Below are 23,213 nucleotides of genomic sequence, written 5' to 3'. Positions count from 1 at the left end.
ATGACGTCGGCGCGCAGCCAGAAGAAGCGCGGCCAAGGGCCGCTCCTACAAATGCATGCGTGGAGCTGCGCGGTGTCAGCAAGTCCTACGGCAGCGGCAAGCGCGTCACGACCGTGCTGCGCGACATCGACCTGCGCATCCGCGACGGCGAGTTCGTCGCCATCGTCGGGTTCTCCGGCACCGGCAAGACCACGCTGATCTCGCTGATCGCCGGGCTGATCGAGGCCGATGCGGGTGAGGTGCTCGTCCGTGGCCAGCCGGTGACCGGGCCGGGGCCGGACCGCGGCGTCGTCTTCCAGTCCTATTCGCTGATGCCGTGGATGACGGTGCGCGACAACGTCGCGCTCGCGGTGGACCAGGCGTTCCACACGCAGTCCAAGGAGGATCGTGCGATCCGCGTCGAGAAGTACGTAGAGATGGTCGGCCTGACGCCGGCGCTGCACAAGCGCCCCGCCGAACTGTCCGGCGGCATGCGCCAGCGCACCTCGGTGGCGCGCGCGCTCGCGGCCGATCCCGACGTGCTGCTGCTCGACGAGCCGCTGTCTGCGCTCGACGCGCTGACGCGCGCCAAGCTGCAGGACGAGATCGTGCAGATCTGGGACCTGGAGAAGAAGACCTGCGTCCTGATCACCAACGACGTCGACGAGGCCCTGTTCATGGCCGATCGCATCATTCCACTGAAGCCCGGCGTCAACGGCAGCGGTGCGACACTCGGACCCGAATTCGTCGTCGATCTGGCGCGGCCGCGCGACCGTCGCGCGATGAACCACGACCCCGCCTTCATCCGCCTGCGCAGGGACGTCACGCAGTATCTGATCGACGCCGGCCTCGAATCCGCCGGCAAGCACAGCGACAAGGTCGTGCCGCTCAAGCCGCAGGTACCGACCACCAGCGACGAGCACCCGGCGGCAGCCCGGGCCGCACGCGGCAGAGCGCCGGTGCAGCCCGAACGCTACGTCGAGCTCTCGAAGATCTCGAAGATCTATCCGACGCGCAAGGGTCCGGTGAAGGTCGTCGATGGCTTCGACCTGAAAATCCGCCAGGGCGAGTTCATCTCGGTGATCGGCCATTCCGGCTGCGGCAAATCGACCGTGCTGTCGATGATGGCCGGCCTCAACAGCATCAGCGAGGGCGTGATCATCCTCGACGGCAAGGAGATCGACGGCGCCGGTCCGGATCGCGGCGTCGTGTTCCAGGCGCCGAGCCTGGTGCCGTGGCTGACGGCGCTCGACAACGTGATGCTCGGCGTCCACCAGGTCTATCCACACATCGCGCCGGCCGAGCGCCGCGAGATCGCCGAACACTACCTGGGCCGTGTCGGCCTGTCCGAGCACCTGCACAAGCACGCGTCGGAGCTGTCGAACGGCATGAAGCAGCGCGTCGGCATCGCGCGCGCGTTTGCACTGCAGCCCAAGCTGCTGCTGCTCGACGAGCCCTTCGGCATGCTCGATTCGCTGACACGCTGGGATTTGCAGGACGTGCTGATGGACGTCTGGGCACGCACCCGGCTGACCGCGATGATGGTCACGCACGACGTCGATGAGGCGATCCTGCTCGCCGACCGCGTGGTGATGATGACCAACGGCCCGAACGCGCGCGTCGGCAAGGTGCTAGAGATTGAGCTGCCGCGCCCGCGCACGCGCAAGGCGCTGCTCGAACATCCCGACTACTACCGCCTGCGCGAGGAACTGCTGCGCTTTCTCGCGGACTGCGACGCGCACTGAAGAAACTCATCATTCCCGCGAATGCGGGACTCCACGAGGCACGCATCGCTGCGCCGCGGCGCGCACTGGATGCCCGCCTGCGCGGGCATGACGGTCTGGCCGTGGCTGATTGCCTATCACGACGCACCATGAGCGTGCGTCACCGCTCGCCTGCGGTGCATCAGGATGGTCTGTTGCACACGTTTTCACGCAAGTACGGCGCACAAAAGCTGGCACGACGCTTGCGGGAGACGCGTGGTCGGCGCATCGACATCGGCCAACGGCGGCCGTGTCGAGGACCCTGCGTCGGACACTCGATACTGGACAACGGCGTCCATGACTCGGTCCTGAGGACCGATGCATGGGCGCCTTTTTATTGCCCCGGAAAAGATCATGTCGGCACCGCACGCAGCGCAGAACCTCGCCAAGGCCACCACGATCCAGCTGTTCAGCCTGGCGACGCCGCAGATGCGCGCCTTTCACCTGAGCTGGCTGGCGTTCTTCGTCTGCTTCTTCGCCTGGTTCGCCTGCGCGCCGCTGATGCCGGTGATCAAGGGTGAGTTCGGCCTGACCAAGGACCAGATCGCCAACATCAATATCGCCGCGGTCGCGGTGACCATCCTGGTGCGCCTGATCATCGGTCCGCTGTGCGACAAGTTCGGACCGCGCAGGGCCTACACCGGCCTGCTCGTCCTCGGCAGCATCCCGGTGTTCGGCGTCGCCGCGGCGCAGAGCTACGAGAGCTTCCTGTTCTTCCGTCTGCTGATCGGCGCGATCGGCGCGAGCTTCGTGATCACCCAGTACCACACCTCGGTGATGTTCGCGCCCAACGTCGTCGGCACCGCCAATGCCGCGGCTGCGGGCTGGGGCAATGCCGGCGGCGGCGCGACGCAGACGCTGATGCCGCTGCTGCTCGCGGCGCTGGTCTGGCTCGGCGTCGAGCAGACGCTGGGCTGGCGCGTCGCGCTGCTCACGCCCGGCATCCTCATGCTCGTGGTCGCCGTTCTGTACTGGCGCTACACGCAGGACTGCCCGGCCGGCGACTACGGCGCGCTGCGCGCCACCGGACTGCTGCCGAGTAATGGCAAGAAGGTCGGTTGGACCAGCTTCAAGCGCGCCTGCGCGAACTACCGCGTTTGGATGCTGTTCGTCACCTACGGCGCCTGCTTCGGCGTCGAGATCTTCATCCATAACATCGCGGCGAGCTACTACGTCGATCAGTTCGGCTTGTCGCTGAAGACCGCGGGCCTCGCCGCCGGCGTCTTTGGCCTGCTGGCGCTGTTCGCGCGTGCGCTCGGCGGCATCGTCTCCGATCGCGTCGCACGTCGCTACGGCCTCGACGGCCGCGGCCTGCTGCTGTTCGTGCTGATCGTCGGCGAGGGCCTGGGCCTGCTGTGGTTCGCCCAGGCCGGCGGCGCCGCGATCGCGGTCGTCGCCATGGTGACCTTCGGCCTGTTCACGCACATGGCCTGCGGCGCGACCTACGCGCTGGTGCCCTTCGTCGATCGCGATGCCCTGGGCGGCGTTGCCGGAATCATCGGCGCGGGCGGCAACGTCGGTGCGGTGGCCGCGGGCTTCCTGATGAAGGGCGCGGCCAGCATGCAGGAATGCCTGTTCCTGCTCGGCGTGTTCGTCACCGTCTCGTCGCTGTGCGCGATCGCGGTGCGCTTCACCGCCGCGCACAAGACCCGCGAGGAGCACCTCTACCAGCAGGCGCTCGCCGAACGCGAAGCCGCGGCGGCCTGAACGGAGATCGTCATGAAACTACTCGTCATCGGCAACGGGATGGTGGGTCATCGACTGCTCGAGGAACTGACCGCCAAGGGCATCCCGGACCTCGACATCACCGTGCTCTGCGAAGAGCCGCGCCCGGCCTACGATCGCGTGCACCTGTCGGAGTACTTCTCCGGCAAGAGCGCGGATCAGCTGTCGCTGGTCGAACCGGGCTTCTTCGACCGCAACAATCTCGTGCTGCGTCTCAACGCGAAGGCCACGAGCATCGACCGCAGCCGCAAGGAAGTCCGCACATCCACAGGCGAGACGCTGCACTACGACAAGCTGGTGCTCGCCACCGGTTCCTATCCCTTCGTGCCGTCGGTGCCGGGCAAGGACCGCGAAGGCTGCTTCGTCTACCGCACGATCGAGGACCTGGAGGCGATGACCGCCGCGGGCAGCCGCTCGAAGGTCGGCGTGGTGGTTGGCGGCGGCCTGCTCGGCCTGGAATGCGCCAAGGCACTGCGCGACATGGGCCTGCAGACGCATGTCGTCGAGTTCGCGCCGCGCCTGATGGCGGTGCAGGTCGATGACGGCGGCGGCCGCGTGCTGCGCCAGAAGATCGAGGACCTGGGCGTGACCGTGCACACGCAGAAGAACACGGTCGAGATCGTCGATGGGGATTCCTGCCGGCACAGGATGAAGTTCGCGGATGGGTCCGCACTGGAGACCGACATGATCGTGTTCTCCGCCGGCATCCGCCCGCGCGACGAATTGGCCAGGTCCTCGGAGCTGGGCGTCGGTCCGCGCGGCGGCATCGTCATCGACAATTTCTGCCGCACGCTCGATCCGGACATCTACGCGATCGGCGAATGCGCACTGTGGAACGGCAAGATCTTTGGCCTGGTCGCGCCGGGCTACGAGATGGCGCGCGTCTGCGCGGCACATCTGGTATCCCACGTCTCACATCTCACGTCCCACGCGGGCGGCGCGACAGCGCCGCCCGAATTCACCGGCGCCGACATGAGCACCAAGCTCAAGCTGATGGGCGTCGATGTCGCCAGCCTCGGCGATGCGCAGGGCGCCACACCCGGCAGCCGCGCCTACGTGTTCACCGACGAGCGCCGGCAGGTGTACAAGAAGCTCGTCACCTCGGCGGACGGCAAGCGCCTGCTCGGCGGCGTGCTGGTCGGCGACGCCGACGAGTACGGCACGCTGCTGCAGATGATGCTCAACCAGATCGAGCTGCCGGAGCGGCCGGAGTTCCTGATCCTGCCGGACTCCGGCGGCCGGAAGCCGGGCCTGGGCGTGGACCAGTTGCCGGACGCCGCGCAGATCTGCTCCTGCAACAACGTGTCGAAGGGCCAGATCTGCGCGGCGGTCGGCGCCGGCGCGACGACGATCGGCGCGATCAAGTCCTGCACCAAGGCGGGCACGTCCTGCGGCGGCTGCGTGCCGCTGGCGACGCAGGTGATGAAGTCCGAGATGAAGAAGCGGGGCATGGCGGTCAACAACCATGTCTGCGAACACTTCGCGCACTCGCGCCAGGAGATCTATCACCTGGTGCGTGTCGGCAAGATCGAAACCTTCGACGAGCTGCTGCGCAAGCATGGCCGGGGCCTGGGCTGCGACATCTGCAAGCCCGTCGCCGCCAGCGTGTTCGCTTCGTGCTGGAACGGCTTCGTGCTGGAGAAGGACAAGGCCGCGCTGCAGGATTCCAACGACTACTTCCTCGGCAACATCCAGAAGGATGGCACCTACTCGGTGGTGCCGCGCATGGCCGGCGGCGAAGTGACGCCGGACGGCCTGATCGCGGTCGGCCAGGTCGCCAAGAAATATGGGCTGTACACCAAGATCACCGGCGGCCAGCGGGTGGACCTGTTCGGCGCCCGCGTCGAACAGCTGCCGGCGATCTGGGAGGAGCTGATCGCGGCCGGCTTCGAGTCCGGCCATGCCTATGCGAAGGCCGTGCGCACCGTGAAGTCCTGCGTCGGCAGCACCTGGTGCCGCTACGGCGTCGGCGACTCGGTGGGGCTCGCCATCGAGATCGAGAACCGCTACAAGGGCCTGCGCGCGCCGCACAAGCTCAAGTTCGCGGTGTCCGGTTGCACACGCGAGTGCGCCGAGGCGCAGGGCAAGGACGTCGGTGTCATCGCCACCGAGAAGGGCTGGAACCTCTACGTCTGCGGCAACGGCGGCATGAAGCCGCGCCACGCCGAGCTGATCGCATCGGACCTCGACAAGGCCACGCTGATCCGGTTCATCGACCGCTTCCTGATGTTCTACGTGCGCACCGCCGACCGCCTGCAGCGCACCAGCACTTGGCGCGAGAACCTCGAGGGCGGCCTCGACTACCTGAAGCGCGTGATCATCGACGACGCGCTCGGCATCGCGGCCGAGCTGGAAGCGCAGATGCAGCACGTCGTCGATACCTACGCCTGCGAGTGGAAGAAGGCGGTCGAGAGCCGCGAGGCGCGCGCCCGTTTCCGTCACTTCGTCAACAGCGACCTGCCGGACGCCGACGTGCTGTTCGTCGAGGAACGCGCGCAGATCCGGCCGGCGACGATCGAGGAGAAGGCGCGCTTCAAGGGCATCGCGGTCGTGGCGGAGCCGGCGTGATGGACGGATCGACCATGGAAGCGAGCTGGATCGACATCTGCGGCGTCGAGGAGATCTGGCCGAACACCGGCGTCTGCGCGCTGGTCGGCGCCACGCAGATCGCCGTGTTCCGCCTGGCGGGCACGGACGGCGAACATCTCTACGCGATCGACAACCGTGATCCGTTCTCGGGCGCGAACGTGCTGTCGCGCGGCCTGCTCGGCAATCTCGGCGAGCGCCGGGTGGTCGCCTCGCCGATCTACAAGCAGCACTTCGATCTGGCCACCGGCGCGTGCATCGAGGACCCGGCGGTGTCGGTACGCACGTATCGGGTGCGCGTCGCCGACGGCCGCGTGCAGGTCGCCGCATGAACCTGCCGGTCCCCGATGCCGTGCTGCCCGTGACGAAGGCCCGGCCCAGGCCGCGTCTCGTCGTCGTCGGCAACGGCATGGCCGGCATGCGCACGGTCGAGGAACTGCTCAAGCTCGACGCGGCGCTGTACGACATCACCGTGTTCGGCGCCGAGCCGCACGGCAACTACAACCGCATCCTCCTGTCGCCCGTGCTCGCCGGCGAAAAGACCGTCGAGGACATCATGATCCACACGCGCGAGTGGTATGCCGCCCACGGCATCACGCTGCACGCGGGCGATCCGGTCGTCGCGATCGACCGTCGCCGCTGCGTCGTGAAGTCGAAGTCGGGCCGCGAGGTCGGCTACGACCGTCTGCTGCTGGCGACCGGATCGAAGCCGTTCATGATTCCGGTGCCCGGCGCCGACCTGCCCGGCGTGATCGCGTTCCGCGACCTCCAGGACGTCGAGACGATGCTCGCGGCCGCGCGCGACCACCGCAAAGCGGTGGTCATCGGCGGCGGCCTGCTCGGGCTCGAAGCCGCCAATGGCCTCCTGCGCCAGGGCATGGACGTCACCGTCGTCCACGTCATGGACAGCCTGATGGAGCGCCAGCTCGACAAGCCGGCGGCGGCCTTGCTCAAGCAGGCGCTGGAGAAGCGAGGTTTGACGATCCGGCTCGAAACGAACACCGCAGAGATTCTCGGCACCTCCTCCGACTCCCCTCTCCCGCAAGCGGGAGCGGGGCCGGGGGCGAGGGGGCCGCGCGTGCGCGGCCTGCGCTTCAAGGACGGCAGCGAGATCGAGGCCGATCTGGTCGTGATGGCGGTCGGCATCCGCCCGAACATCGACCTGGCGCAGGCGGCCGGCCTGCACTGCGAGCGCGCGCTGGTCGTCGATGACACGCTGCAGACGCTGTCCGACCCGCGCATCTACGCGGTCGGCGAGTGCGTGCAGCACCGCAAGGCCACCTTCGGACTGGTCGCGCCGATCTGGGACCAGGCGCGCGTCTGTGCAACGCATCTCGCCGGACACGGCCACCGCCGCTACGTGCAGACCGCGACCTCGACCAAGCTCAAGGTCACCGGCATCGACCTGTTCTCCGCCGGCGACTTCATCGGCGGACCGCACACCGAGGATCTGGTGTTCTCCGACCCGCGGCGCGGCGCGTACAAGCGTCTCGTGCTCAAGGACAACCGCATCCACGGCGTCGTGCTCTACGGCGACGTCGCCGACGGACCGTGGTACTTCGAGTTGATGCAGAAGCGGGCCGACGTGTCCGCGTTCCGCAACCGCCTCGTGTTCGGGCGCAGTTACTGCGAGGCCGCGGCGTGAGTGCGCGCGGCGCGGTGAAAACCACCTGCCCGTACTGCGGCACCGGCTGCGGCGTCGATGTGCGCCTGGCGCCCTCCGGCATCGAGGTCGCCGGCGATGCGCAGCATCCGACCAATGCCGGACGGCTGTGCGTGAAGGGCGCCGCGCTCGGCGAGACGCTGGTGCCGGACGGACGTCTGCTGTATCCGCAGATACGGGAATCGGGAATCGAGAATCGGGAGTCGTTGAAGCGCGTCACTTGGGATACCGCGCTCGATGTGGTGGCGTCCGGATTTCAGAGGATCATCGAGGAGCACGGCCCTGACGCCGTGGCCTGGTATGTCTCCGGCCAGCTGCTGACCGAGGACTACTACGTCGCCAACAAGCTGGTGAAGGGCTTCGTCGGCACCGCCAACATCGACACCAACTCGCGGCTGTGCATGTCGTCCGCGGTCGCTGGCCACAAGCGCGCGTTCGGCGAGGACATCGTGCCGGTGTCCTACGCGGATCTGGAGCTCGCCGACCTGATCGTGTTGGTCGGCTCGAACACGGCGTGGTGCCACCCGATCCTGTACCAGCGCATCGTCAAGGCGAAACAACGGCGACCGGAGATGAAGGTCGTCGTCGTCGATCCGCGCCGCACCGCGACCACCGACGCCGCCGACCTGCACCTGCCGATCCGGGCCGGCACCGACGTCTGGCTGTTCAACGGTCTGCTGTCGTTCCTGCACCAGCACGGCATCGTCGATACCGCCTTCGTCGATGCGCACACGACCGGACTGCCGCGCACGCTGGCGATCGCCGACAACACGGCCGGCAACCTGCGCGGCGTCGCGAAGCAATGCGGCATCGACGAGACGCTGCTCGGTGAGTTCTACCGTCTGTTCGCGCGCTCGGAGAAGGCGATCACCGCCTTCTCGATGGGCGTCAACCAGTCGTCAGCCGGCACCGACAAGGTCAACAGCATCATCAACTGCCACCTGCTCACCGGACGCATCGGCAAGCCCGGCGCCGGCCCGTTCTCGATCACCGGCCAGCCCAATGCGATGGGCGGGCGCGAGGTCGGCGGGCTGGCCAACATGCTCGCGGCGCACCTGGACCTGGACAACGCTGACCATCGCGCACTGGTGCAGCACTTCTGGCAAAGCCCGAAGATCGCCGAGCGTCCCGGCTACAAGGCCGTCGATCTGTTCGAAGCGATCGACGCCGGCCAGGTCAAGGCGGTGTGGATCATGGCAACCAATCCGGTCGTCAGCCTGCCCGACGCCGACAAGGTCAAGCGCGCGCTCGCCCGGTGCGAACTGGTCGTCGTCTCCGACGTGATGGAGCGGACCGACACCACCGCGTTCGCACACGTGCTGCTGCCGGCGCTGGCCTGGGGCGAGAAGGACGGCACCGTCACCAACTCCGAACGCCGCATCTCGCGCCAGCGCGCCTTCCTGCCACCGCCCGGCGAGGCGAAACCCGACTGGTGGATGCTCGCCGAAGTCGGCAGGCGCTGGGGTTACACCGCGCAGTTCAGCTACAGCGGCGCGCATGAGATCTTCGACGAGCATGCACGGCTGACCGCAGCCGGGAATCGGGAATCGGGAATCGTAGAAGAGCAAGATGCGGCGCCGCATGCTTTGCGATATCTGAATCTGGGTGGTCTCGCCGGCATGACACGTGAGCAGTACGACGCTCTTGCTCCGGTGCGCTGGCCCGTGCCGTCGCAGAATGCTTTGGCTTTCAACGATTCCCGATTCCCCCTTCCGGATTCCCGCCCGTTCTCCGACGGCCGGTTCTACACCCCGGACCGCCGCGCGCGCTTCGTGCCGACCATGCCGCGCCTGCCGGCGCACGCGCGCGACGACGACTTCCCGCTGGTGCTCAACACCGGCCGCGTGCGCGACCACTGGCACACGATGACGCGCACCGGTCTGTCGCCGCGGCTGGCCGCGCACATCGACGAGCCGTATGTCGATCTGCACCCGCAGGACGCCCTGCTGTGCGGCGTGCGCGAAGGCGATCTCGCGCGCGTGACCACGCGCTGGGGCAGCCTGGTCGCGCGCGTGCGCAGCAGCGGCGAGATGCCGCGCCGCAACGTGTTCGTGCCGATCCACTGGAACGGCCAGTACGCCTCGGACGCGCGCGTCGGCAGCCTGGTCAATCCGGTGGTCGATCCAGTGTCGGGCGAACCCGAGTTCAAGCACACGCCGGTGCGTGTCGAGCACTTCGCCGTGCTCTGGCACGGCTTCGTGCTCAGCCGCAGGCCGGTGCCGATGCGCGACGTGACCTGGTGGACGCGCGTCACCGGCGCACGCTTCCTGCGCTACGAACTGGCGGGACGCGTCACGGTCAGTGACTGGTCGGGTTTCGCGCGCAGCGCGCTGGGCGCGCCCGCCGACGCCGACTGGCTCGAATACGAGGACCGCAGCGCCGGCCTGTACCGCGCGGCGCATGTCGTCGAGGATCGCATCGAAGCCTGCGTGTTCGTGTCGCCGCGCGCCGACCTGCCGTCGCGCGCCTGGCTGTCCGGCCTGTTTGCGAAGGACCGGCTCGAAGACCGGGACCGTCTCGGCCTGCTGATCGGCGAACCGCCCGACCGCGGCGCCGACACCGGCCCGACGATCTGCTCCTGCTTCGGCGTCGGCCGCAACACCCTCATCGACGCGATCCGCGGCGGCTGCCACAGCGCCGACGCGCTGGGCCGCAAGCTGCGCTGCGGCACCAACTGCGGCTCGTGCATCCCGGAGCTGAAGAACCTGATCGCGACGGCGCTGGAACCAGCTTAGCGCCGCGCTCACCCCATCAGCTTCTGCAGCTTCGCGCTCAGCCGCGCCAGATGGCGCTGGTGATCCTGCTCCAGCCGCGCATACGCCGCGATCAGGCGTTGTCCGCACTCGGTGAGCCGCGCGCCGCCGCCGCTGCGGCCACCGGTCAGGCGGGTCACGAGGTCGCAGCCCAGGCGCCGGTTCATCGCATCGACCGCGTCCCAGGCGGCGCGGTAGCTCATGCCCATGCGCAGCGCGGCCTGGCGGATCGAGCCGGTCTCGTCGATCGTGCGCAGCAGCTCGATGCGGCCGGGGCCGGCCAGGCTCTCGTCCCCGGCCATCAGCCAGAACTGGGAGCGGACGGCGAGGCGGGCGAGAGTCTCGGGCATGGCACGGGCGTGGTGGCTGAGGGCTTGCGTTATATATACTGCGGAACAACGCTTTGTCTCGCCCGATGTCCGACCTTTCCGCTCCCCTTGCTTGCGTCACCGGCGTCGTCCTCGCCGGCGGCCGCGGTTTGCGCATGAACGGCATCGACAAGGGCCTGATCGAGCGCGATGGCCGGACCTTGGCCGAACGGCAGCTCGAGCGGCTGCGCGCGCAGACCGGCGCTCTGCTGATCAGCGCCAACCGCAATCTCGACCGCTACCACACGCTGGGCGTGCCGGTCGTGACGGATCGCCAGCCCGGCCATCCGGGCCCGCTCGCCGGCATGCTCGCGGCGCTGCGCGCGGCGCGCACGCCGTGGATCGCCTGCCTGCCCTGCGACACGTTCGGCACGCCGGATGATCTGGTGCCGCGCCTGCTCGCGGCCGCGACCGCCGCCGCTGCGCCGGCGGCCTACGCGGTCGATGTGCACGGTTCGCAGTACACGGTCTGCCTGCTGCATACGGACCTCGCCGACGCAGTCGATGCGGCACTGCACGCGAGCCGCCGCGCCGTGCATGCGTTCCTGAACGCGCAGCACGCAGTGGCCGTGGACTTCACCGATTGCGCGTTCGCCAACCTCAACACGCCGGAGGCGCTGGCATGCTGAGCCCGGCGCCGACGCTGGCCGACGCGCGCGGACGCATCAAGCACAAGCTGCGTCTGTCGCTGACCGACCGCTGCAATCTGCGTTGCGTCTATTGCATGCCGGAAGAGCCGAAGTGGCTGCCGCGCGAACAGCTGCTCGGCGCCGACGAGATCCTGCGCCTGGCGCGCCTGTTCGTCACCGAACTGGGCATCCGCGACATCCGCCTGACCGGTGGCGAGCCGCTGCTGCGCGCGGAGGTCGTCGAGATCGTCGCGCGCCTGAACGCACTGCGCCCGCGCGGGCTCGAACGCATCGCGATGACCTCGAACGGCATCCGCTTGCCGCAGTGGGCGGCGGAACTCAGGGCCGCCGGCCTCGACGATCTCAACGTCAGCCTCGATGCGTTCACGCCGGAAACCTTCCGCCGCCTCACCGGCGGCGAGGTCGCGCCGGTGCTGCGCGGCATCGAGGCGGCGCGTGCTGCCGGGCTGCCGGTGAAGATCAACAGCGTGATCCTGCGCGGCCACAACGAGGACGAGGTGCTGCCGCTGGTGCGCTGGGCGGTGGCCGAGAACCTCACGCTGCGCTTCATCGAGTTCATGCCGCTCGACGGCCGCGGCTACTGGAACGCCGAGCGCGTCGTGCGCGAGGACGAGATCCTCGCACGCCTGCAACCGCATTACGCGATCACGCCGGAACCGCCGACCGATGATCCGGCGCATTACTACGATCTCGACGGACACTACCGGCTCGGCATGATCTCGACGATCAGCAAGCCGTTCTGCCGCCGCTGCGACCGCGTGCGCCTGTGTTCGACCGGCACGCTCTACGCCTGCCTGTTCTCGGCCAGCGGTGCCGACCTGAGGACCCCGCTGCGTGCCGGCGCGGACGATGCCGCGCTGAAAGAAACGATCCGTCGCCACGTCTGGCACAAGGAGGCCGGTTACGCCGAGCGGCCCGGCTATGTCGAGCGGCCGATCACGATGCACGTGATGGGAGGCTGAGATGAACATTCACGTTCAGTGCTACGGCGTCACCCGCCGCCTCGCCGGGGCCGAGGTCGTCACGGTCAGCGTCGAAGACGGTTCAACGGTTGCCGACGTGCTGGCCGCGCTCGCACAGCGCGGAGACGACTTCGCGCAGGTTCTGCGCCAGTGCGCGGTCGCATCCGGCGATGAACTGGTGCGGCGCACACATCGGCTCAAGAGCGGCGACGAGATCGCGCTGCTGCCGCCTGTTGCCGGGGGTTGAACACACCATGAACAGCACCGATTTCCTTCGCATCCAGTCCAACCCGCTGTCGCTCGACGCGATGCTCGCCGGCAACGCACGCGAGGACTGTGGCGCGCTGGCGATCTTCTCCGGCACGGTGCGCAATCACCATGAAAGCAGGCCGGTCACGCACCTGATCTACACCGCACATGCGAGCCTGGCCGACAAGATGATCCGCGGCATCGAGCAGGAGATGCGCGAGAAATTCGGCGTGCCGGTGTGCCAGGTCGTGCACCGCATCGGCACGCTCGGCATCGGCGAGTCGGCGATCATCGCCGTCGTGCGCGCGCCGCATCGCGCCGAAGCCTTCGCCGCGCTCAAGGCGGTCGTCGATGCGGTCAAGCACCGCGTGCCGATCTGGAAGGAGGAGTTCTACGCCGACGGCAGCAGCGCCTTCGTGACCGGCTGCTGCATCGCCGAGGATGCGGCCCAGCCGCATGAAGACCCGAACGGTTCCGCGCACGATCACGAACACTTACATCACCACCGTCATGCCCGCGAAGGCGGGCATCCAGAGACGGGGCAGACGGCGGGTTCTGGATTCCCGCATTCGCGGGAATGACGGAAAGATTCGATGCGTGACATCACCCTCAAGCCCACCACCCTGCGCAGCGCGACCGCGCGTGGCCGCATCCGCCTGACCGCCGAAGGGCTCGCGATGATCCGCGACCGGCGCGTCGAGAAGGGCGACGTCGTCGAGACGGCGCGCATCGCCGGCCTCATGGCGGTGAAGAAGACCCCGGACTGGCTGCCGCATTGCCATCCGATTCCGGCGCTCGATGCCGAGCTGCGCTTCACGTTCGAGGACGACGCGCTGGCGATCGAGGCGCAGGTGCGCACGATCGCGGCAACCGGGGTCGAGATGGAGGCGCTGACCGCGGTCAGCGCCGCGGCGCTGTGCGTTTACGACATGATGAAGCCGCACGTCGCCACCGACGCGCTGGTCATCGACGGCGTCCGGCTCACCGAGAAGAAGGGCGGCAAGTCGCAGTTCGGGCGCAAGCTCAATGCCGGGCGCGCCGCGGTGATCGTGCTGTCCGACACCGTCGCCGCCGGCAAGAAACCGGACACCGCCGGCAAGTCAGTCGCCGATGGCCTGCAGCGGGGCGGCTTCGAGATCGTCGCCTACGAGGTGCTGCCGGACGAGCCCGCGCAACTGGAGGCGCGCGTGCAGCACTGGCTCGACCAGCGCGTCGAGCTGATCGTCACCGTCGGCGGCACCGGCGTCGGTCCGCGCGACAAGACCGTGGAGACCGTGCAGCCGCTGCTCACGTCCGAGCTGCCCGGCCTGATGGAGGCCGCGCGCGCCTTCGGCCAGGCGCGCACGCCGTACGCGATGCTGTCGCGCGGCGTCGCCGGCCTGGCCGGCAACACCGTCGTCTGCACCTTCCCGGGTTCGCGCAAGGGTGCCGAGGAGACGCTCGCGGCGATCCTGCCCGGGCTCGTGCATCTGATCGAGGTCTGTCGCATCGGCCAGGCGCACGAAGGCGGTTATACGTGAGCACGGCGCTGCTGAGCGTCGACGACGCGCTCACGCGCGTGCTCGCGTCCGCGACCGGACTGCGCGCCGAGACCGTGCCGCTGGAAGACGCGCTCGGCCGGGTGCTCGCACAGGCGGTGCACAGCGCCCATCCGCTGCCGCTGTTCGACCAGAGCGCGGTCGATGGTTATGCCGTGCACCAGGCGGATCTCGCGCAGTTGCCGGCGCGTCTGCCGCTGGTGGCGACGATGGCGGCGACGGCACAGGATCACCGTCCGACGCTGGCGCGGGGCACCGCCGCGCGCATCCTCACCGGCGGCCTGCTGCCGCTGGGCGCCGACACCATCGTGCGTCAGGAACTGACGCGGCGCGAGAACGACCACGTGGTGATCCTCGAAGCGGTCGAGCCCGGCACCGACATCCGCCGCTCCGGCGAGGAATCCGCCACCGGGGCACGGGTCGCCGCTGCCGGCACGCGGGTGCACCCGGGCCTGGTCGGTGCGCTGGCGCTGGCCGGGGTGCATGAGCTCCGCGTGCGCATGCCGCCGCGCATCGTCGTGCTGATCACCGGCGACGAGGTCGTGCCGCACGGTGCGCCGCTGCGCCTGGGGCAGGTGCCGGACGCGAACGGCCCGCTGCTGCGCGCACACCTGACTGCGTGGGGTTGCGCGCCGCTGCGCGTCGAGTACGTGCCCGACCGCGAGGACGCCGTGCGCGATGCGCTGGCACGTGCGCTTGCCGACGCCGAGCTCGTGCTCAGCAGCGGCGGCGTGTCGGTCGGCGACTACGACTTCATCCCGGCCGCCGCCGAAGCGCTCGGCGCCGAGCGCGTGCTGTGGAAGGTCGCGCAGAAACCCGGCATGCCGCTGTACGTCGCGCGTCACGGCCGCGCGCTGCTGTTCGGCCTGCCCGGCAATCCGGCGTCGGTGCTGGTCAACCTGCATGTGTACGTGCGTGCCGCGCTCGACCGCATGCTCGGCCTCGATCCCACGCGGCGCTGGCACTGCGGCGTCGCGCCGGAAGCGCTGCGCCGCGAACCGAACAAGACCTTCTGGCTGCGTGCCGTCGCCACCACCGACGCACGCGGCGTCACGCGGCTGCAGACGCTGCGCGGACAGGCGTCGCACATGCTCGGCAACCTCGCGCAGGCCAACGCGCTGGCGCGCGTGCCCGGCCTGCACGAGCCGGCCGGCGTCGAGGTGCTGCACTGGACCGCGCTGTAGCCCGGGCCGGCGTGTCGCGCGGCGGCGGACCGCGACTTCAGTGGCGCGCGAGGCGCTGCAGGATCAGCGCAGCCAGCTTGTCGTAGGCGCCGTCGAAGTGGTGCCCGCCGGGCAACTGCTCCGCGTGCACGTGCGCGGCGCCCGCGCTGCGGCACAGTGACTCGTCCTCGTCCTCGCCGTACAGGCACAGCACCTCGGCCGCGTTCAGGCGTTCGATCTCGGGACGCACCGGCAGACCCGCAGGATCGTCCCCGAGCCAGTTGCCGAGGTGGAACTCGAAGGACGCGCGCGCTTCCAGACCCATCAGCACGGTCTGCACGACGCGCTGGCGTGTCGTCGGCGGCAGGCGGTTGACGGCGAAGGGCAGGACGTTGGCGCCCTGCGAGTAGCCGATCAGCACGGCGTGCGGCCGCTGCCAGCGCGCGGCGTAGTGGCGCAGGATACGGTCGAGATCGGCGGCCAGGCCGTCGGGCGTGCGCGTGCGCCAGAAGTAGCGCAGCGAGTCGAGGCCGACGACCGGCAGCCCGCGCGCCGCCAGCGCCGCGGCGACTTCCTTGTCGAGCCCGGCCCAGCCGCCGTCGCCGGACAGCAGCACGGCGAAGGTGTCGCCGTCACCCGTCGCCGGTACTTCGACGATCGGCAGGTCGGGCAACGCGGCCGGCACCGGCACGGCGACGTGCGGACGCGCCGCCATCCGCGCGTAGGCATCGAGCAGCGACGCGTGCGGCGGCAGCGTTTCGGCGCCGCGCACGTGCGCGGCGAACTCGGCGGCGATCGGCGCGGGACAGGCGCCGGCGTCGTCCAGAAGCAGCCAGGGCGCGGGCACCTGCGCGACCGGTTGCAACGCCGGCCCCTGCACCGTGCTGCCGACGACGCGCGGACGGGCGTCGGTGCATAGCGGCTTGCGCAAGGTCAGTCGCGGGCAGAAGCCGGCAGTGATCGCGCCACCGAAGGTATCGGCCGGCGCGGCGGCGAGCATCGCGTAGGCCAGTTCCGCACCGGCACCGCGGCCGACCAGCAGCGGCGTCAGATAGCCTGGCACGCGCGCGTAGCCCTGCAGATAGTGCGACAGGTTTTCCAGATCGCCGTCGGGAAACACGCAGTCGCCGTCGTCGGCCTCGAGCGCGCGGCGCAGCTGCGCGTAGTCGATGCCGGCGACCAGCGCGTCGCGCGCAGCCAGGGCCTGCACGTCGCGCTCGGCTGCGGCGTCCCAGCCGGCCGTATCGGACAGGTACAGCACGAACTGCTGCGCCGCACCGGACGGTCGGTACAGCCGCACCGGGTCGAACAGCCCGTGCGTGATGTGCTCCTGCGCGAAACCCGGCACCGCGCGCAGCAGGCCCGCGAGCAGGACGAGTCCGGCGACGAGACGTTTCACTTGGAGATCACTCCGCGCAAGCCGCCGCCGATCAGCGCGGCGACGTCCGAAAGCACGAACAGCGGCGCCAGCCCGCCCGGCGCGGCGAGATAGCGCGGCTCCCACTGCGGGTCGAACTTCTCCTTGAACGCGCGCAGGCCGCGGAAGTTGTAGAAGCGCTCGCCGCGCGTGTACAGCAGGCGGCCGAGGCGGTGCCACTGCGAGGCGAGCGGATGCTCGGCCATGCCGGCCAGCGGCGCCATGCCCAGGCCGAAGCGCTGGAACCCTTGCGCCTGGAAGTGCTGCATCAGGCTGACGAACAGGAAGTCCATCGTCCCGGGCGGCACGTCCGTCCGGTGACGCATCAGATCGACGCTGGCTTCGACGCGCGCCTCGGTGGTCAGCAGCGTGGCGAAGGCGACGATCTCACTGCGGCGGCGCACCAGTGCGAGCGGCACGCGCTGCAGATAGGCAGGATCGAAGCTGCCCAGCGAGAAGCCCTTCTCTGCCGCCTGCTGCTCCGCGAGCCAGGCATCGGAGATCGCGCGCAGGGCGTCGATCAGCGTGGATGCCGAGCCGGGCGGCACGATCTCGCAGCTCAGGCCCTCACGCTCGGCGCGGCTCACGGCGTGACGCAGCTTGGCGCGCGCCTTGCCCTGCAAAGAGAAGTCCGCGAGCGGCACATGGGCATACTCGCCGAGCTTGTACAGCTGCAGACCGGCGTCGAGGTACAGGTTCAAATACTGCGGCCGCACCTGGTAGAACGCCGCGCGGCAGCCAGCCGCGCGCGCCTGTTCGAGGAACGACCAGATCAGCTCCGGCCATTCGTTGGTCGGTCCGACCGGGTCGAACAGCGCGATCCACGAACGGGCGCGACGCCCGAACATGACGAAGGCCTGCTGCGACTTCGAGAACATCAGCGCCTTGTCGCCAGCCAGCGCGAGGCCGGCCTCGGCGCTGGGTTGCGCGCCGACGATCGCAGCGGCACGGTGCAGATCGGCGCTGCCCGGCAACGGCGCCTTGGCGACGTGCGGCCGGAACAGCTGCCGGGTCGCCAGCAGCAGCGTGAGCACCGCCACGGCCACCTGCGCGCGCAGCGAACGCGGCGCATGGCCGTCGAACTCGAACTGCCACCACAGCTCGTGCGTGTATTCGACATCGCGGTAGGCGAAGAACAGCAGTGCGGTGGTCGCCGCGATGATCGCCGCGACAGCGAGCAGCCAGCCGGCGCTGAACGGCTGCGCCAGCAGCGATGCCTTGCGCGTGAACTGATCGTGCGACACCGCCAGCGCCGCGGCGAGCAGCGCCAGCAGCGACGCCTCGGACAGCGCGATGCCCTTGGGAATGGCCAGCACGAGGCTGACCAGCGCGATCACCAGGCCGGCCCACCAGGCCGCATCGAGGCGCTGCAGCATGCCGCGCGCGACGAACAGCAGGGCGACGCCCGCGACGCTGCCGAGGAAATGCGAGGCTTCGACCAGGCTCAGTGGCACATACTGGGCCAGCAGTTCGGTGGCGTCGTCCGTGGCCGGCGTGGCGCCGGACAGCAGCAGGACGATGCCGACGATCAGCGTGAATGCGGCGAGTCCGGTCGGCGCGAGGCTCGCGGCCGCGCGCACCACTGGCGCACCGCTGCCGCGGCGCAGCTCATAGGCCACCAGCAGCGCCAGCGCGAGCAGCAGGGGCAAGGCGAAATAGATCAGCCGGTACAGCACCAGCGCCGCCGCCAGCGCGTCGGTCGGCACGCGCCCGGCGAGCGCGACGAGCATGATCGCCTCGAACACGCCGAGCCCGCCGGGGACGTGGCTGATGACGCCGAGCACGACGGCGATCGAGAAGAAGCCGAGAAAGGCGGCGGCCGGAACCGCATCCGCCGGCAGCAACACCCACAGCACCGTCGCCGCCGCGGCGATGTCGAGCGCCGAGAACAGCAGCTGCTGCAAGGCCAGGCCAAGCGACGGCAGCGTGATGCGCACGCGGCCCAGGATCCGGCGCTCGCCGCCGCCACCGCGACACAGCCAGAGGATGCCCGCCGTGGCACACAGGACCACCGCCGAGGCGACGCGCAGCAGCACGGCCGGCAGCTGCAGCGCCGGCGCCACCGCATCGGCGCCCCACCACAGCGCCGCGGCGCCGACGGTGGCGATGCCCAGACCGAAGGACAATGCGTTGAAGGCGATCGCGCGCGCGATCAGTCCGGCCTCGACGCCGGCCGCCGAGTACAGCCGCATGCGCACCGCGCCGCCGGTGAGCACGCCGACGCCGATGGCGTTGCCGATGGCATAGGCGATGAACGAGGTCGGCGCGACGACCCGGTACGGCAGTGCCGCGCCCACGTAGTGCAGCGCGGACCGGTCGTACCCGGTCAGCGCGGCAAAGCTCACCGCGGTCGCCAGCGCGGCCGCGGCCAGCGCGGACGGCGGCGTCGCGCGCAGCGCAGCGGCGAGGTCGGCGAGACTCAGCTCGTCGAGCAGACCGCGCAGCGCGTGGAACAGCAGGGTGCCGACCAGCAGTGCGAAGGCCGCCAGCAGCACATGGCGCCAGCGATCGAGCAAGGCCAGCAGGCGCGAAGCGCTGGCGGTCGGTACGGCGGGTGGTGGCGCGTTCACATCGACGGGAACCCTCTGCCCCTCAAGGCCAGACGGGTCGGATCGTAGCCGCCGGCGCGCGCTATGGACACGAACGGCGGCACCGAGTTCCGCCCGGAGCGCCGGCACCCCGGCTCACTGCGCAGCAGGCGAAGCTTCCCTCTGGAGCCCAATGTTAGAGGGCGCGGTTATAACCACAGTGGGAAAGCTGCAACACGCGCAGAAGCGGATAGTTTTCTGATATGGCACTGCGGCAAGCAACGCCACGCTCGACAACCTTTGAGCGAACCTCGGCGACAAACTCGTCTATGGACATGATTTGACCACCTGCAATGGTGTCTCGACCTTTGGGGTGAGAGGGAAACACTGCGATTTGACGCAGTGGAGTTTCTGGCGGCAACCAGGAAAAGACTTCAGCAACAATGAGTTTCCGTGCTGCCTCGAATTTTTTGGCGTATCTGACCTCGCGTGTATCCCATGTGTGGGCATCAACCGACGGCTCGTAATGAACAAGATCGCTGGTGTGGGGGTTATAGCCGATGACATCAAGCTCCATTTCCCAGCCGCCATGTTTTAGCCGCCCAACCTTGGTGTTTCGGCGCACCAAGTAACCCTGCCAGTCGAGGTATTCAACGATGAGGGATTCGAGGTGAGACATAGCGCGCTCTAACGCCCAGGTTCAGCGGCGGACCGCGAAGCGGACCATCCGCTGCATCGGTTGTTGGACGGCACGCCACCTACTCCTGCACATAGCCAGCTTCGCGTTGATGTCGTACTGAAAGCACAAGCACGGTGTCCTGCTCTGGCTCATAGCTGTACAGTGCAACATAGCCAGACTTTCCACGAGAAATAACGAGTTCTCTTAGTCCCTGCTCTGCGCAGCGCCCGATCAATGGATGATTCGTAAGGATTTGTACCGCCTCGGTGATGAGATCCACCGTTTCAAGCGCAGCAGATGGCTCAGCCTGCAAGAGAAAGTCGGTGAGCCGGGCGAGATCAGAGAGCGCTCGTTCGGCGTAAATTACGCGCGCCAATTTTTTGCCCTTGGTTTTGGGGCGGACTTGCCTTGCACCTTGGCTCTTAGGTACGCATGTACCTCTGCAGTAACGTACCCCTTGCCAGATTTGACTGCCTGTTTTCTTGCAGCAACTGCATCAGCGACGAACTGCGCTCGCCTCTCCGCATTTGCGGCTGCGGCACGAATGGCATCAACCATAAATGCATGTGTTGTGACGCCTTGCTGCTTTGCAGCCGCGGCGGCAAGCTGCTTTACGTCTTCAGGAAGCTTCAGTGAAGTCGTAGACATGGCGGGGCGCTCCAGATGCGGTGTCACCATGGTAATACCCAGCAGCTCATCGGAACAACTTGTCCCCTTGTGGTGCCTAACGCTCCGATTCAGCGGCGGGCCGAGCGCGCAGCGCGAGGACCGTCCGCTGGAACCCGTGGTTGGGCCCCAAACGCGGACCAGGGTCTGATCTTGCCCAGCTTTGGGCCGATTGAGCGCTCCGCAACCTCAGTGTCGTATGCCGCCTGTGCCCGCAGCCAATAGCCATTGGAGAGGCCAAAGAAGCGACAGAGGCGAAGGTCCGTGTCAGCCGAGATGGAGCGCTTGCCGGCCACAATGTCTCCGATGCGCTGCGCCGGAACGCCAATCTCCTTGGCCAGCCGGTAATTAGTGATGCCCATGGGCTTAAGGAACTCCTCAGCCAGGAGTTCACCAGGGGTAACGGGGCTAAGTTTGCTCATCTGTGCCTCTCTCTCAGTGGTAATCCGCAATCTCCACGTCTTCGGCGCCTGCTGCCGTCCATCGAAAACAAAGACGCCACTGATCATTGATGCGAATGCTGAATTGGCCGGCTCTATCGCCTTTCAATGCTTCGAGCCTGTTGCCAGGGGGCACCCGCAAGTCGTCTAACCGCGCTGAGATCTCGAGCTGCCTAAGCTTGCGGCGGACTACCGAGGCGATATTGGCGAAACGCCTGACGCGCTCGCCGCGGGCGAGGGCCTCTGTTTCGGCGCAGGCAAACGACTTGATCACGCGCCATAGTAACGCGTCTCGTGATTAACGTAAAGCGTGCCTATTTGAGGCCCAACGCTCCGGTTCAGCGACGGACCGCGCAGCGGGTCGTCCGCTGCAACCGGTTGTTAGCCTGACTCACTACCGCCCTGGTCCTGGAGGGTTCATTGAATGACTCCGAGCTGTCGCATCATGCCGAGCTGATCGAACTGCCCTCGGACTTCGGTGACCTTCCCATTGGCAATACTGAGAATGGCGATCGCCCCAACCTCGATGTCCTTTTGGCTGGGTTGAATACCCATGAACTCGCCTTGATGGGTGCCACGCAAGGTAAACCGGACCACGACCTTCGCGTCATCCGCGATCGTCTCCTCGACCGTGTGCCGCAAGTTGGGGAACCCCGCGTAAAAGGCGTTGGCGAACGCCTGGTGGTCTGGTAGCGTCATGGGCGGATTGCCGCCGATACGCGCAAGATAGTTCGACGCACAAAGATCGGGATCAGGACCACCTCTTAAACGATCCTGTGCCTCGAAGAACTTGCACCCGAGCTCGCGATGTCTTTCTGCCGCCATACTTTTTCCTCCTATTTCGCGGACAACTCAATGTATCAGCCTCGTGAGAGTCCGGCTAACGCTCCGGTTCAGCGGCGGGCCGCGCGGCGGACCGTCCGCTGCAACCGGTTGTTAGCCATGAGCGCGCCACACTTCAGGCCACCCTGCTGCCCTTGCTTGCTCGAACTGCTCCGCAGAGAGAATCTCTTCGATTGTGTTGGTGCTGATAACCCCTTCCTCACCAAACGGGGCTGCGACACTAAACGCTTTAACTCGCAGGGTATAGACGCCCGTGCGCTCGATGACACGACCGTACACCGTGAAATCAAGCAAGGGATAGCAAAAGAAAGTGAAGTCGAAAGGCTTGTACTTCACTTTCTCCCTTTTGCCACGCGAGAGCAGGCGCTGAAGAAGCACGCGCTCCACACCCGGGCCATCCGTGCACTTTAGTGATGCAGCTATGTCAGCGAATTGAGACGTCGAAAGAGATGAGACCGCAGCGGCGATTGACGATCGGATTGTCTCTACATATGCAGGCCAGTAATGCGTCAAGCCGTTCTGAAGCTGCTCCTTGACTTCTTCCCAAGGGTCTTGGAGCGCAGAATCGTCGCCCGAAAGATGGACGTCGATGTCCCGCAGTGTCTGTACGATAGCGTCGAGGATGTCTCTTGGTTTCATGGCTAACGCCTGCGCTCAGGCGCGTGCGTCTTCGCACGTCGCCTGGAGCGCATGGTTGGGCAACTGCCACTCCCACACTGGCCCATCTTCAGGATGATCGACTGTTCCCACCATGGCGAAGCCAAGGCGCCGAAGAATGGTCGTAGATGCACTTTCTTGCGGGAGCGTTTGTGCAGCAATGACTACCTTCATATCCGCCATCCTGCCACGCTCAATGAGAGCCTCCGCCATGCGTGTGGCGAAGCCGCGCCCCTCGAACCCAGGGAAGGTGAAGTATGCAATCTCCACACGATTTGCCACCGGTGGCGACTTGAAGCCGCAGGTGCCGATGCAAACAGATCCGTCCAAGGCGAAGTATCCCAGCCATGGCGGTACGAATCCCATACGCTTGTAGAGATCGACGTACGCTGCTCCCACTTCCTTGGCGGCATCCGGCAGATCAGGGATGTCCTCTGCAGGCATACCAGCACGGGATACGTGTATTAGCTTCATGCTTCTGATGCCCAACGCCCCAGCTCAGCCGCGTGCCGCGAGCGCAGCGAGTGGCACGTCGGCTGGAGCTGATAGTTGGGGCTGCCGTAGCTACTCACCCTTGGCCTTCT

23 protein-coding genes are annotated in these 23,213 nt (G+C 67.7%); 12 read left to right on the top strand and 11 right to left on the bottom strand.

All coding sequences use genetic code 11. The features are described 5' to 3' along the window. Nucleotides 1-59: 59 nt before the first annotated feature. The 6 genes from AAG565_RS06970 to AAG565_RS06945 all read left to right on the top strand — a co-directional run bounded on the left by AAG565_RS06970 (nucleotide 60) and on the right by AAG565_RS06945 (nucleotide 10,451). Complete coding sequence (locus tag AAG565_RS06970; protein ID WP_348818845.1) at nucleotides 60-1,724, top strand: nitrate ABC transporter ATP-binding protein; 1,665 nt, start codon at nucleotides 60-62, stop codon at nucleotides 1,722-1,724. A gap of 372 nt (nucleotides 1,725-2,096) precedes the next feature. Then, nucleotides 2,097-3,449: an MFS transporter gene (locus AAG565_RS06965; protein ID WP_348818844.1), complete on the top strand. Its 1,353-nt coding sequence runs from the start codon at nucleotides 2,097-2,099 to the stop codon at nucleotides 3,447-3,449. A gap of 12 nt (nucleotides 3,450-3,461) precedes the next feature. Continuing rightward, complete coding sequence (gene nirB, locus AAG565_RS06960; protein WP_348818843.1) at nucleotides 3,462-6,035, top strand: nitrite reductase large subunit NirB; 2,574 nt, start codon at nucleotides 3,462-3,464, stop codon at nucleotides 6,033-6,035. A 14-nt stretch (nucleotides 6,036-6,049) separates the two neighbouring features. After that, complete coding sequence (gene nirD, locus AAG565_RS06955) at nucleotides 6,050-6,385, top strand: nitrite reductase small subunit NirD (RefSeq protein WP_348818934.1); 336 nt, start codon at nucleotides 6,050-6,052, stop codon at nucleotides 6,383-6,385. Next, a complete protein-coding gene (locus AAG565_RS06950) occupies nucleotides 6,382-7,698 on the top strand; it encodes an FAD-dependent oxidoreductase (RefSeq protein ID WP_348818842.1) in 1,317 nt (438 codons plus the stop codon). Before nirD ends, AAG565_RS06950 begins: the two co-directional genes overlap by 4 nt. Further along, nucleotides 7,695-10,451 carry a molybdopterin-dependent oxidoreductase gene (locus AAG565_RS06945; protein WP_348818841.1) on the top strand — a complete coding sequence of 919 codons (2,757 nt, stop codon included), beginning with the start codon at nucleotides 7,695-7,697 and terminating at the stop codon, nucleotides 10,449-10,451. Before AAG565_RS06950 ends, AAG565_RS06945 begins: the two co-directional genes overlap by 4 nt. 8 nt (nucleotides 10,452-10,459) lie before the next feature. Here the strand turns inward: AAG565_RS06945 and AAG565_RS06940 are convergent, their stop codons facing one another. Continuing rightward, complete coding sequence (locus tag AAG565_RS06940; RefSeq protein WP_348818840.1) at nucleotides 10,460-10,819, bottom strand: winged helix-turn-helix domain-containing protein; 360 nt, start codon at nucleotides 10,817-10,819, stop codon at nucleotides 10,460-10,462. Between the two features lie 65 nt (nucleotides 10,820-10,884). On the opposite strand from AAG565_RS06940, the gene mobA reads away from it, so the two are divergent. Genes mobA through glp form a run of 6 tightly spaced genes read left to right on the top strand, consistent with a single transcriptional unit; the run spans nucleotide 10,885 to nucleotide 15,420 of the window. Then, a complete protein-coding gene (mobA, locus tag AAG565_RS06935; protein ID WP_348818839.1) occupies nucleotides 10,885-11,466 on the top strand; it encodes a molybdenum cofactor guanylyltransferase MobA in 582 nt (193 codons plus the stop codon). Next, nucleotides 11,460-12,449, top strand: a complete 990-nt coding sequence (moaA, locus tag AAG565_RS06930) for a GTP 3',8-cyclase MoaA (RefSeq protein WP_348818838.1) — start codon at nucleotides 11,460-11,462, stop codon at nucleotides 12,447-12,449. The genes mobA and moaA overlap by 7 nt, the downstream gene beginning before the upstream one ends. 1 nt (nucleotide 12,450) lies before the next feature. Next, nucleotides 12,451-12,696 carry a MoaD/ThiS family protein gene (locus AAG565_RS06925; RefSeq protein WP_348818837.1) on the top strand — a complete coding sequence of 82 codons (246 nt, stop codon included), beginning with the start codon at nucleotides 12,451-12,453 and terminating at the stop codon, nucleotides 12,694-12,696. Nucleotides 12,697-12,703: 7 nt separating this feature from the next. Next, the gene (locus AAG565_RS06920; protein ID WP_348818836.1) at nucleotides 12,704-13,279 is read left to right on the top strand and encodes a molybdenum cofactor biosynthesis protein MoaE; all 576 of its coding nucleotides are present in this window, start codon (nucleotides 12,704-12,706) and stop codon (nucleotides 13,277-13,279) included. 12 nt (nucleotides 13,280-13,291) lie between these two features. Beyond that, nucleotides 13,292-14,218, top strand: a complete 927-nt coding sequence (gene moaCB / locus AAG565_RS06915) for a bifunctional molybdenum cofactor biosynthesis protein MoaC/MoaB (RefSeq protein WP_348818835.1) — start codon at nucleotides 13,292-13,294, stop codon at nucleotides 14,216-14,218. Continuing rightward, entirely contained in the window at nucleotides 14,215-15,420 is a 1,206-nt protein-coding gene (gene glp / locus AAG565_RS06910) for a gephyrin-like molybdotransferase Glp (protein WP_348818834.1), read from the top strand. Before moaCB ends, glp begins: the two co-directional genes overlap by 4 nt. A gap of 37 nt (nucleotides 15,421-15,457) precedes the next feature. Here the strand turns inward: glp and AAG565_RS06905 are convergent, their stop codons facing one another. The 10 genes from AAG565_RS06905 to AAG565_RS06860 form a co-directional block, all read right to left on the bottom strand. After that, on the bottom strand, nucleotides 15,458-16,798 hold the full coding sequence (locus AAG565_RS06905) for an AcvB/VirJ family lysyl-phosphatidylglycerol hydrolase (protein WP_348818833.1): 1,341 nt from the start codon (nucleotides 16,796-16,798) through the stop codon (nucleotides 15,458-15,460). Then, entirely contained in the window at nucleotides 16,795-19,386 is a 2,592-nt protein-coding gene (mprF, locus tag AAG565_RS06900; protein ID WP_348818832.1) for a bifunctional lysylphosphatidylglycerol flippase/synthetase MprF, read from the bottom strand. Before mprF ends, AAG565_RS06905 begins: the two co-directional genes overlap by 4 nt. A gap of 154 nt (nucleotides 19,387-19,540) precedes the next feature. Next, the gene (locus AAG565_RS06895) at nucleotides 19,541-20,023 is read right to left on the bottom strand and encodes a hypothetical protein (protein WP_348818831.1); all 483 of its coding nucleotides are present in this window, start codon (nucleotides 20,021-20,023) and stop codon (nucleotides 19,541-19,543) included. Between the two features lie 79 nt (nucleotides 20,024-20,102). Continuing rightward, nucleotides 20,103-20,336 carry a type II toxin-antitoxin system RelE/ParE family toxin gene (locus tag AAG565_RS06890; protein WP_348818933.1) on the bottom strand — a complete coding sequence of 78 codons (234 nt, stop codon included), beginning with the start codon at nucleotides 20,334-20,336 and terminating at the stop codon, nucleotides 20,103-20,105. A gap of 50 nt (nucleotides 20,337-20,386) precedes the next feature. Then, entirely contained in the window at nucleotides 20,387-20,671 is a 285-nt protein-coding gene (locus AAG565_RS06885; protein ID WP_348818830.1) for a hypothetical protein, read from the bottom strand. Between the two features lie 89 nt (nucleotides 20,672-20,760). Then, nucleotides 20,761-21,111 carry a HigA family addiction module antitoxin gene (locus AAG565_RS06880; protein ID WP_348818829.1) on the bottom strand — a complete coding sequence of 117 codons (351 nt, stop codon included), beginning with the start codon at nucleotides 21,109-21,111 and terminating at the stop codon, nucleotides 20,761-20,763. A gap of 13 nt (nucleotides 21,112-21,124) precedes the next feature. Beyond that, complete coding sequence (locus AAG565_RS06875; RefSeq protein ID WP_348818828.1) at nucleotides 21,125-21,403, bottom strand: type II toxin-antitoxin system RelE/ParE family toxin; 279 nt, start codon at nucleotides 21,401-21,403, stop codon at nucleotides 21,125-21,127. Nucleotides 21,404-21,546: 143 nt separating this feature from the next. Continuing rightward, entirely contained in the window at nucleotides 21,547-21,954 is a 408-nt protein-coding gene (locus AAG565_RS06870) for an ester cyclase (RefSeq protein ID WP_348818827.1), read from the bottom strand. Between the two features lie 111 nt (nucleotides 21,955-22,065). Further along, nucleotides 22,066-22,611 (bottom strand): hypothetical protein, encoded by a 546-nt coding sequence (locus tag AAG565_RS06865; RefSeq protein ID WP_348818826.1) that lies wholly within the window; start codon nucleotides 22,609-22,611, stop codon nucleotides 22,066-22,068. Between the two features lie 15 nt (nucleotides 22,612-22,626). Continuing rightward, on the bottom strand, nucleotides 22,627-23,073 hold the full coding sequence (locus tag AAG565_RS06860) for a GNAT family N-acetyltransferase (protein WP_348818825.1): 447 nt from the start codon (nucleotides 23,071-23,073) through the stop codon (nucleotides 22,627-22,629). Between the last annotated feature and the right edge of the window lie 140 nt (nucleotides 23,074-23,213).

It is taken from the genome of Fontimonas sp. SYSU GA230001, assembly GCF_040066175.1.
Lineage (GTDB): Bacteria > Pseudomonadota > Gammaproteobacteria > Nevskiales > Nevskiaceae > Solimonas.
The sequence above is the reverse complement of the archived record's forward strand: the minus strand, read 5'-3'. Positions and strand labels throughout refer to the sequence as shown.

Coding starts and splice junctions, on each gene's coding strand:
- AAG565_RS06880 (WP_348818829.1), bottom strand. CDS start 21,111: ATGAGCAAACTTAGCCCCGTTACCCCTGGTGAACTCCTGGCTGAGGAG.
- AAG565_RS06860 (WP_348818825.1), bottom strand. CDS start 23,073: ATGCCTGCAGAGGACATCCCTGATCTGCCGGATGCCGCCAAGGAAGTG.
- mobA (WP_348818839.1), top strand. CDS start 10,885: ATGTCCGACCTTTCCGCTCCCCTTGCTTGCGTCACCGGCGTCGTCCTC.
- AAG565_RS06950 (WP_348818842.1), top strand. CDS start 6,382: ATGAACCTGCCGGTCCCCGATGCCGTGCTGCCCGTGACGAAGGCCCGG.
- AAG565_RS06920 (WP_348818836.1), top strand. CDS start 12,704: ATGAACAGCACCGATTTCCTTCGCATCCAGTCCAACCCGCTGTCGCTC.
- nirD (WP_348818934.1), top strand. CDS start 6,050: ATGGAAGCGAGCTGGATCGACATCTGCGGCGTCGAGGAGATCTGGCCG.
- nirB (WP_348818843.1), top strand. CDS start 3,462: ATGAAACTACTCGTCATCGGCAACGGGATGGTGGGTCATCGACTGCTC.
- AAG565_RS06870 (WP_348818827.1), bottom strand. CDS start 21,954: ATGGCGGCAGAAAGACATCGCGAGCTCGGGTGCAAGTTCTTCGAGGCA.
- AAG565_RS06925 (WP_348818837.1), top strand. CDS start 12,451: ATGAACATTCACGTTCAGTGCTACGGCGTCACCCGCCGCCTCGCCGGG.
- AAG565_RS06940 (WP_348818840.1), bottom strand. CDS start 10,819: ATGCCCGAGACTCTCGCCCGCCTCGCCGTCCGCTCCCAGTTCTGGCTG.
- AAG565_RS06965 (WP_348818844.1), top strand. CDS start 2,097: ATGTCGGCACCGCACGCAGCGCAGAACCTCGCCAAGGCCACCACGATC.
- moaCB (WP_348818835.1), top strand. CDS start 13,292: ATGCGTGACATCACCCTCAAGCCCACCACCCTGCGCAGCGCGACCGCG.
- moaA (WP_348818838.1), top strand. CDS start 11,460: ATGCTGAGCCCGGCGCCGACGCTGGCCGACGCGCGCGGACGCATCAAG.
- AAG565_RS06895 (WP_348818831.1), bottom strand. CDS start 20,023: ATGTCTCACCTCGAATCCCTCATCGTTGAATACCTCGACTGGCAGGGT.
- AAG565_RS06885 (WP_348818830.1), bottom strand. CDS start 20,671: ATGTCTACGACTTCACTGAAGCTTCCTGAAGACGTAAAGCAGCTTGCC.
- AAG565_RS06865 (WP_348818826.1), bottom strand. CDS start 22,611: ATGAAACCAAGAGACATCCTCGACGCTATCGTACAGACACTGCGGGAC.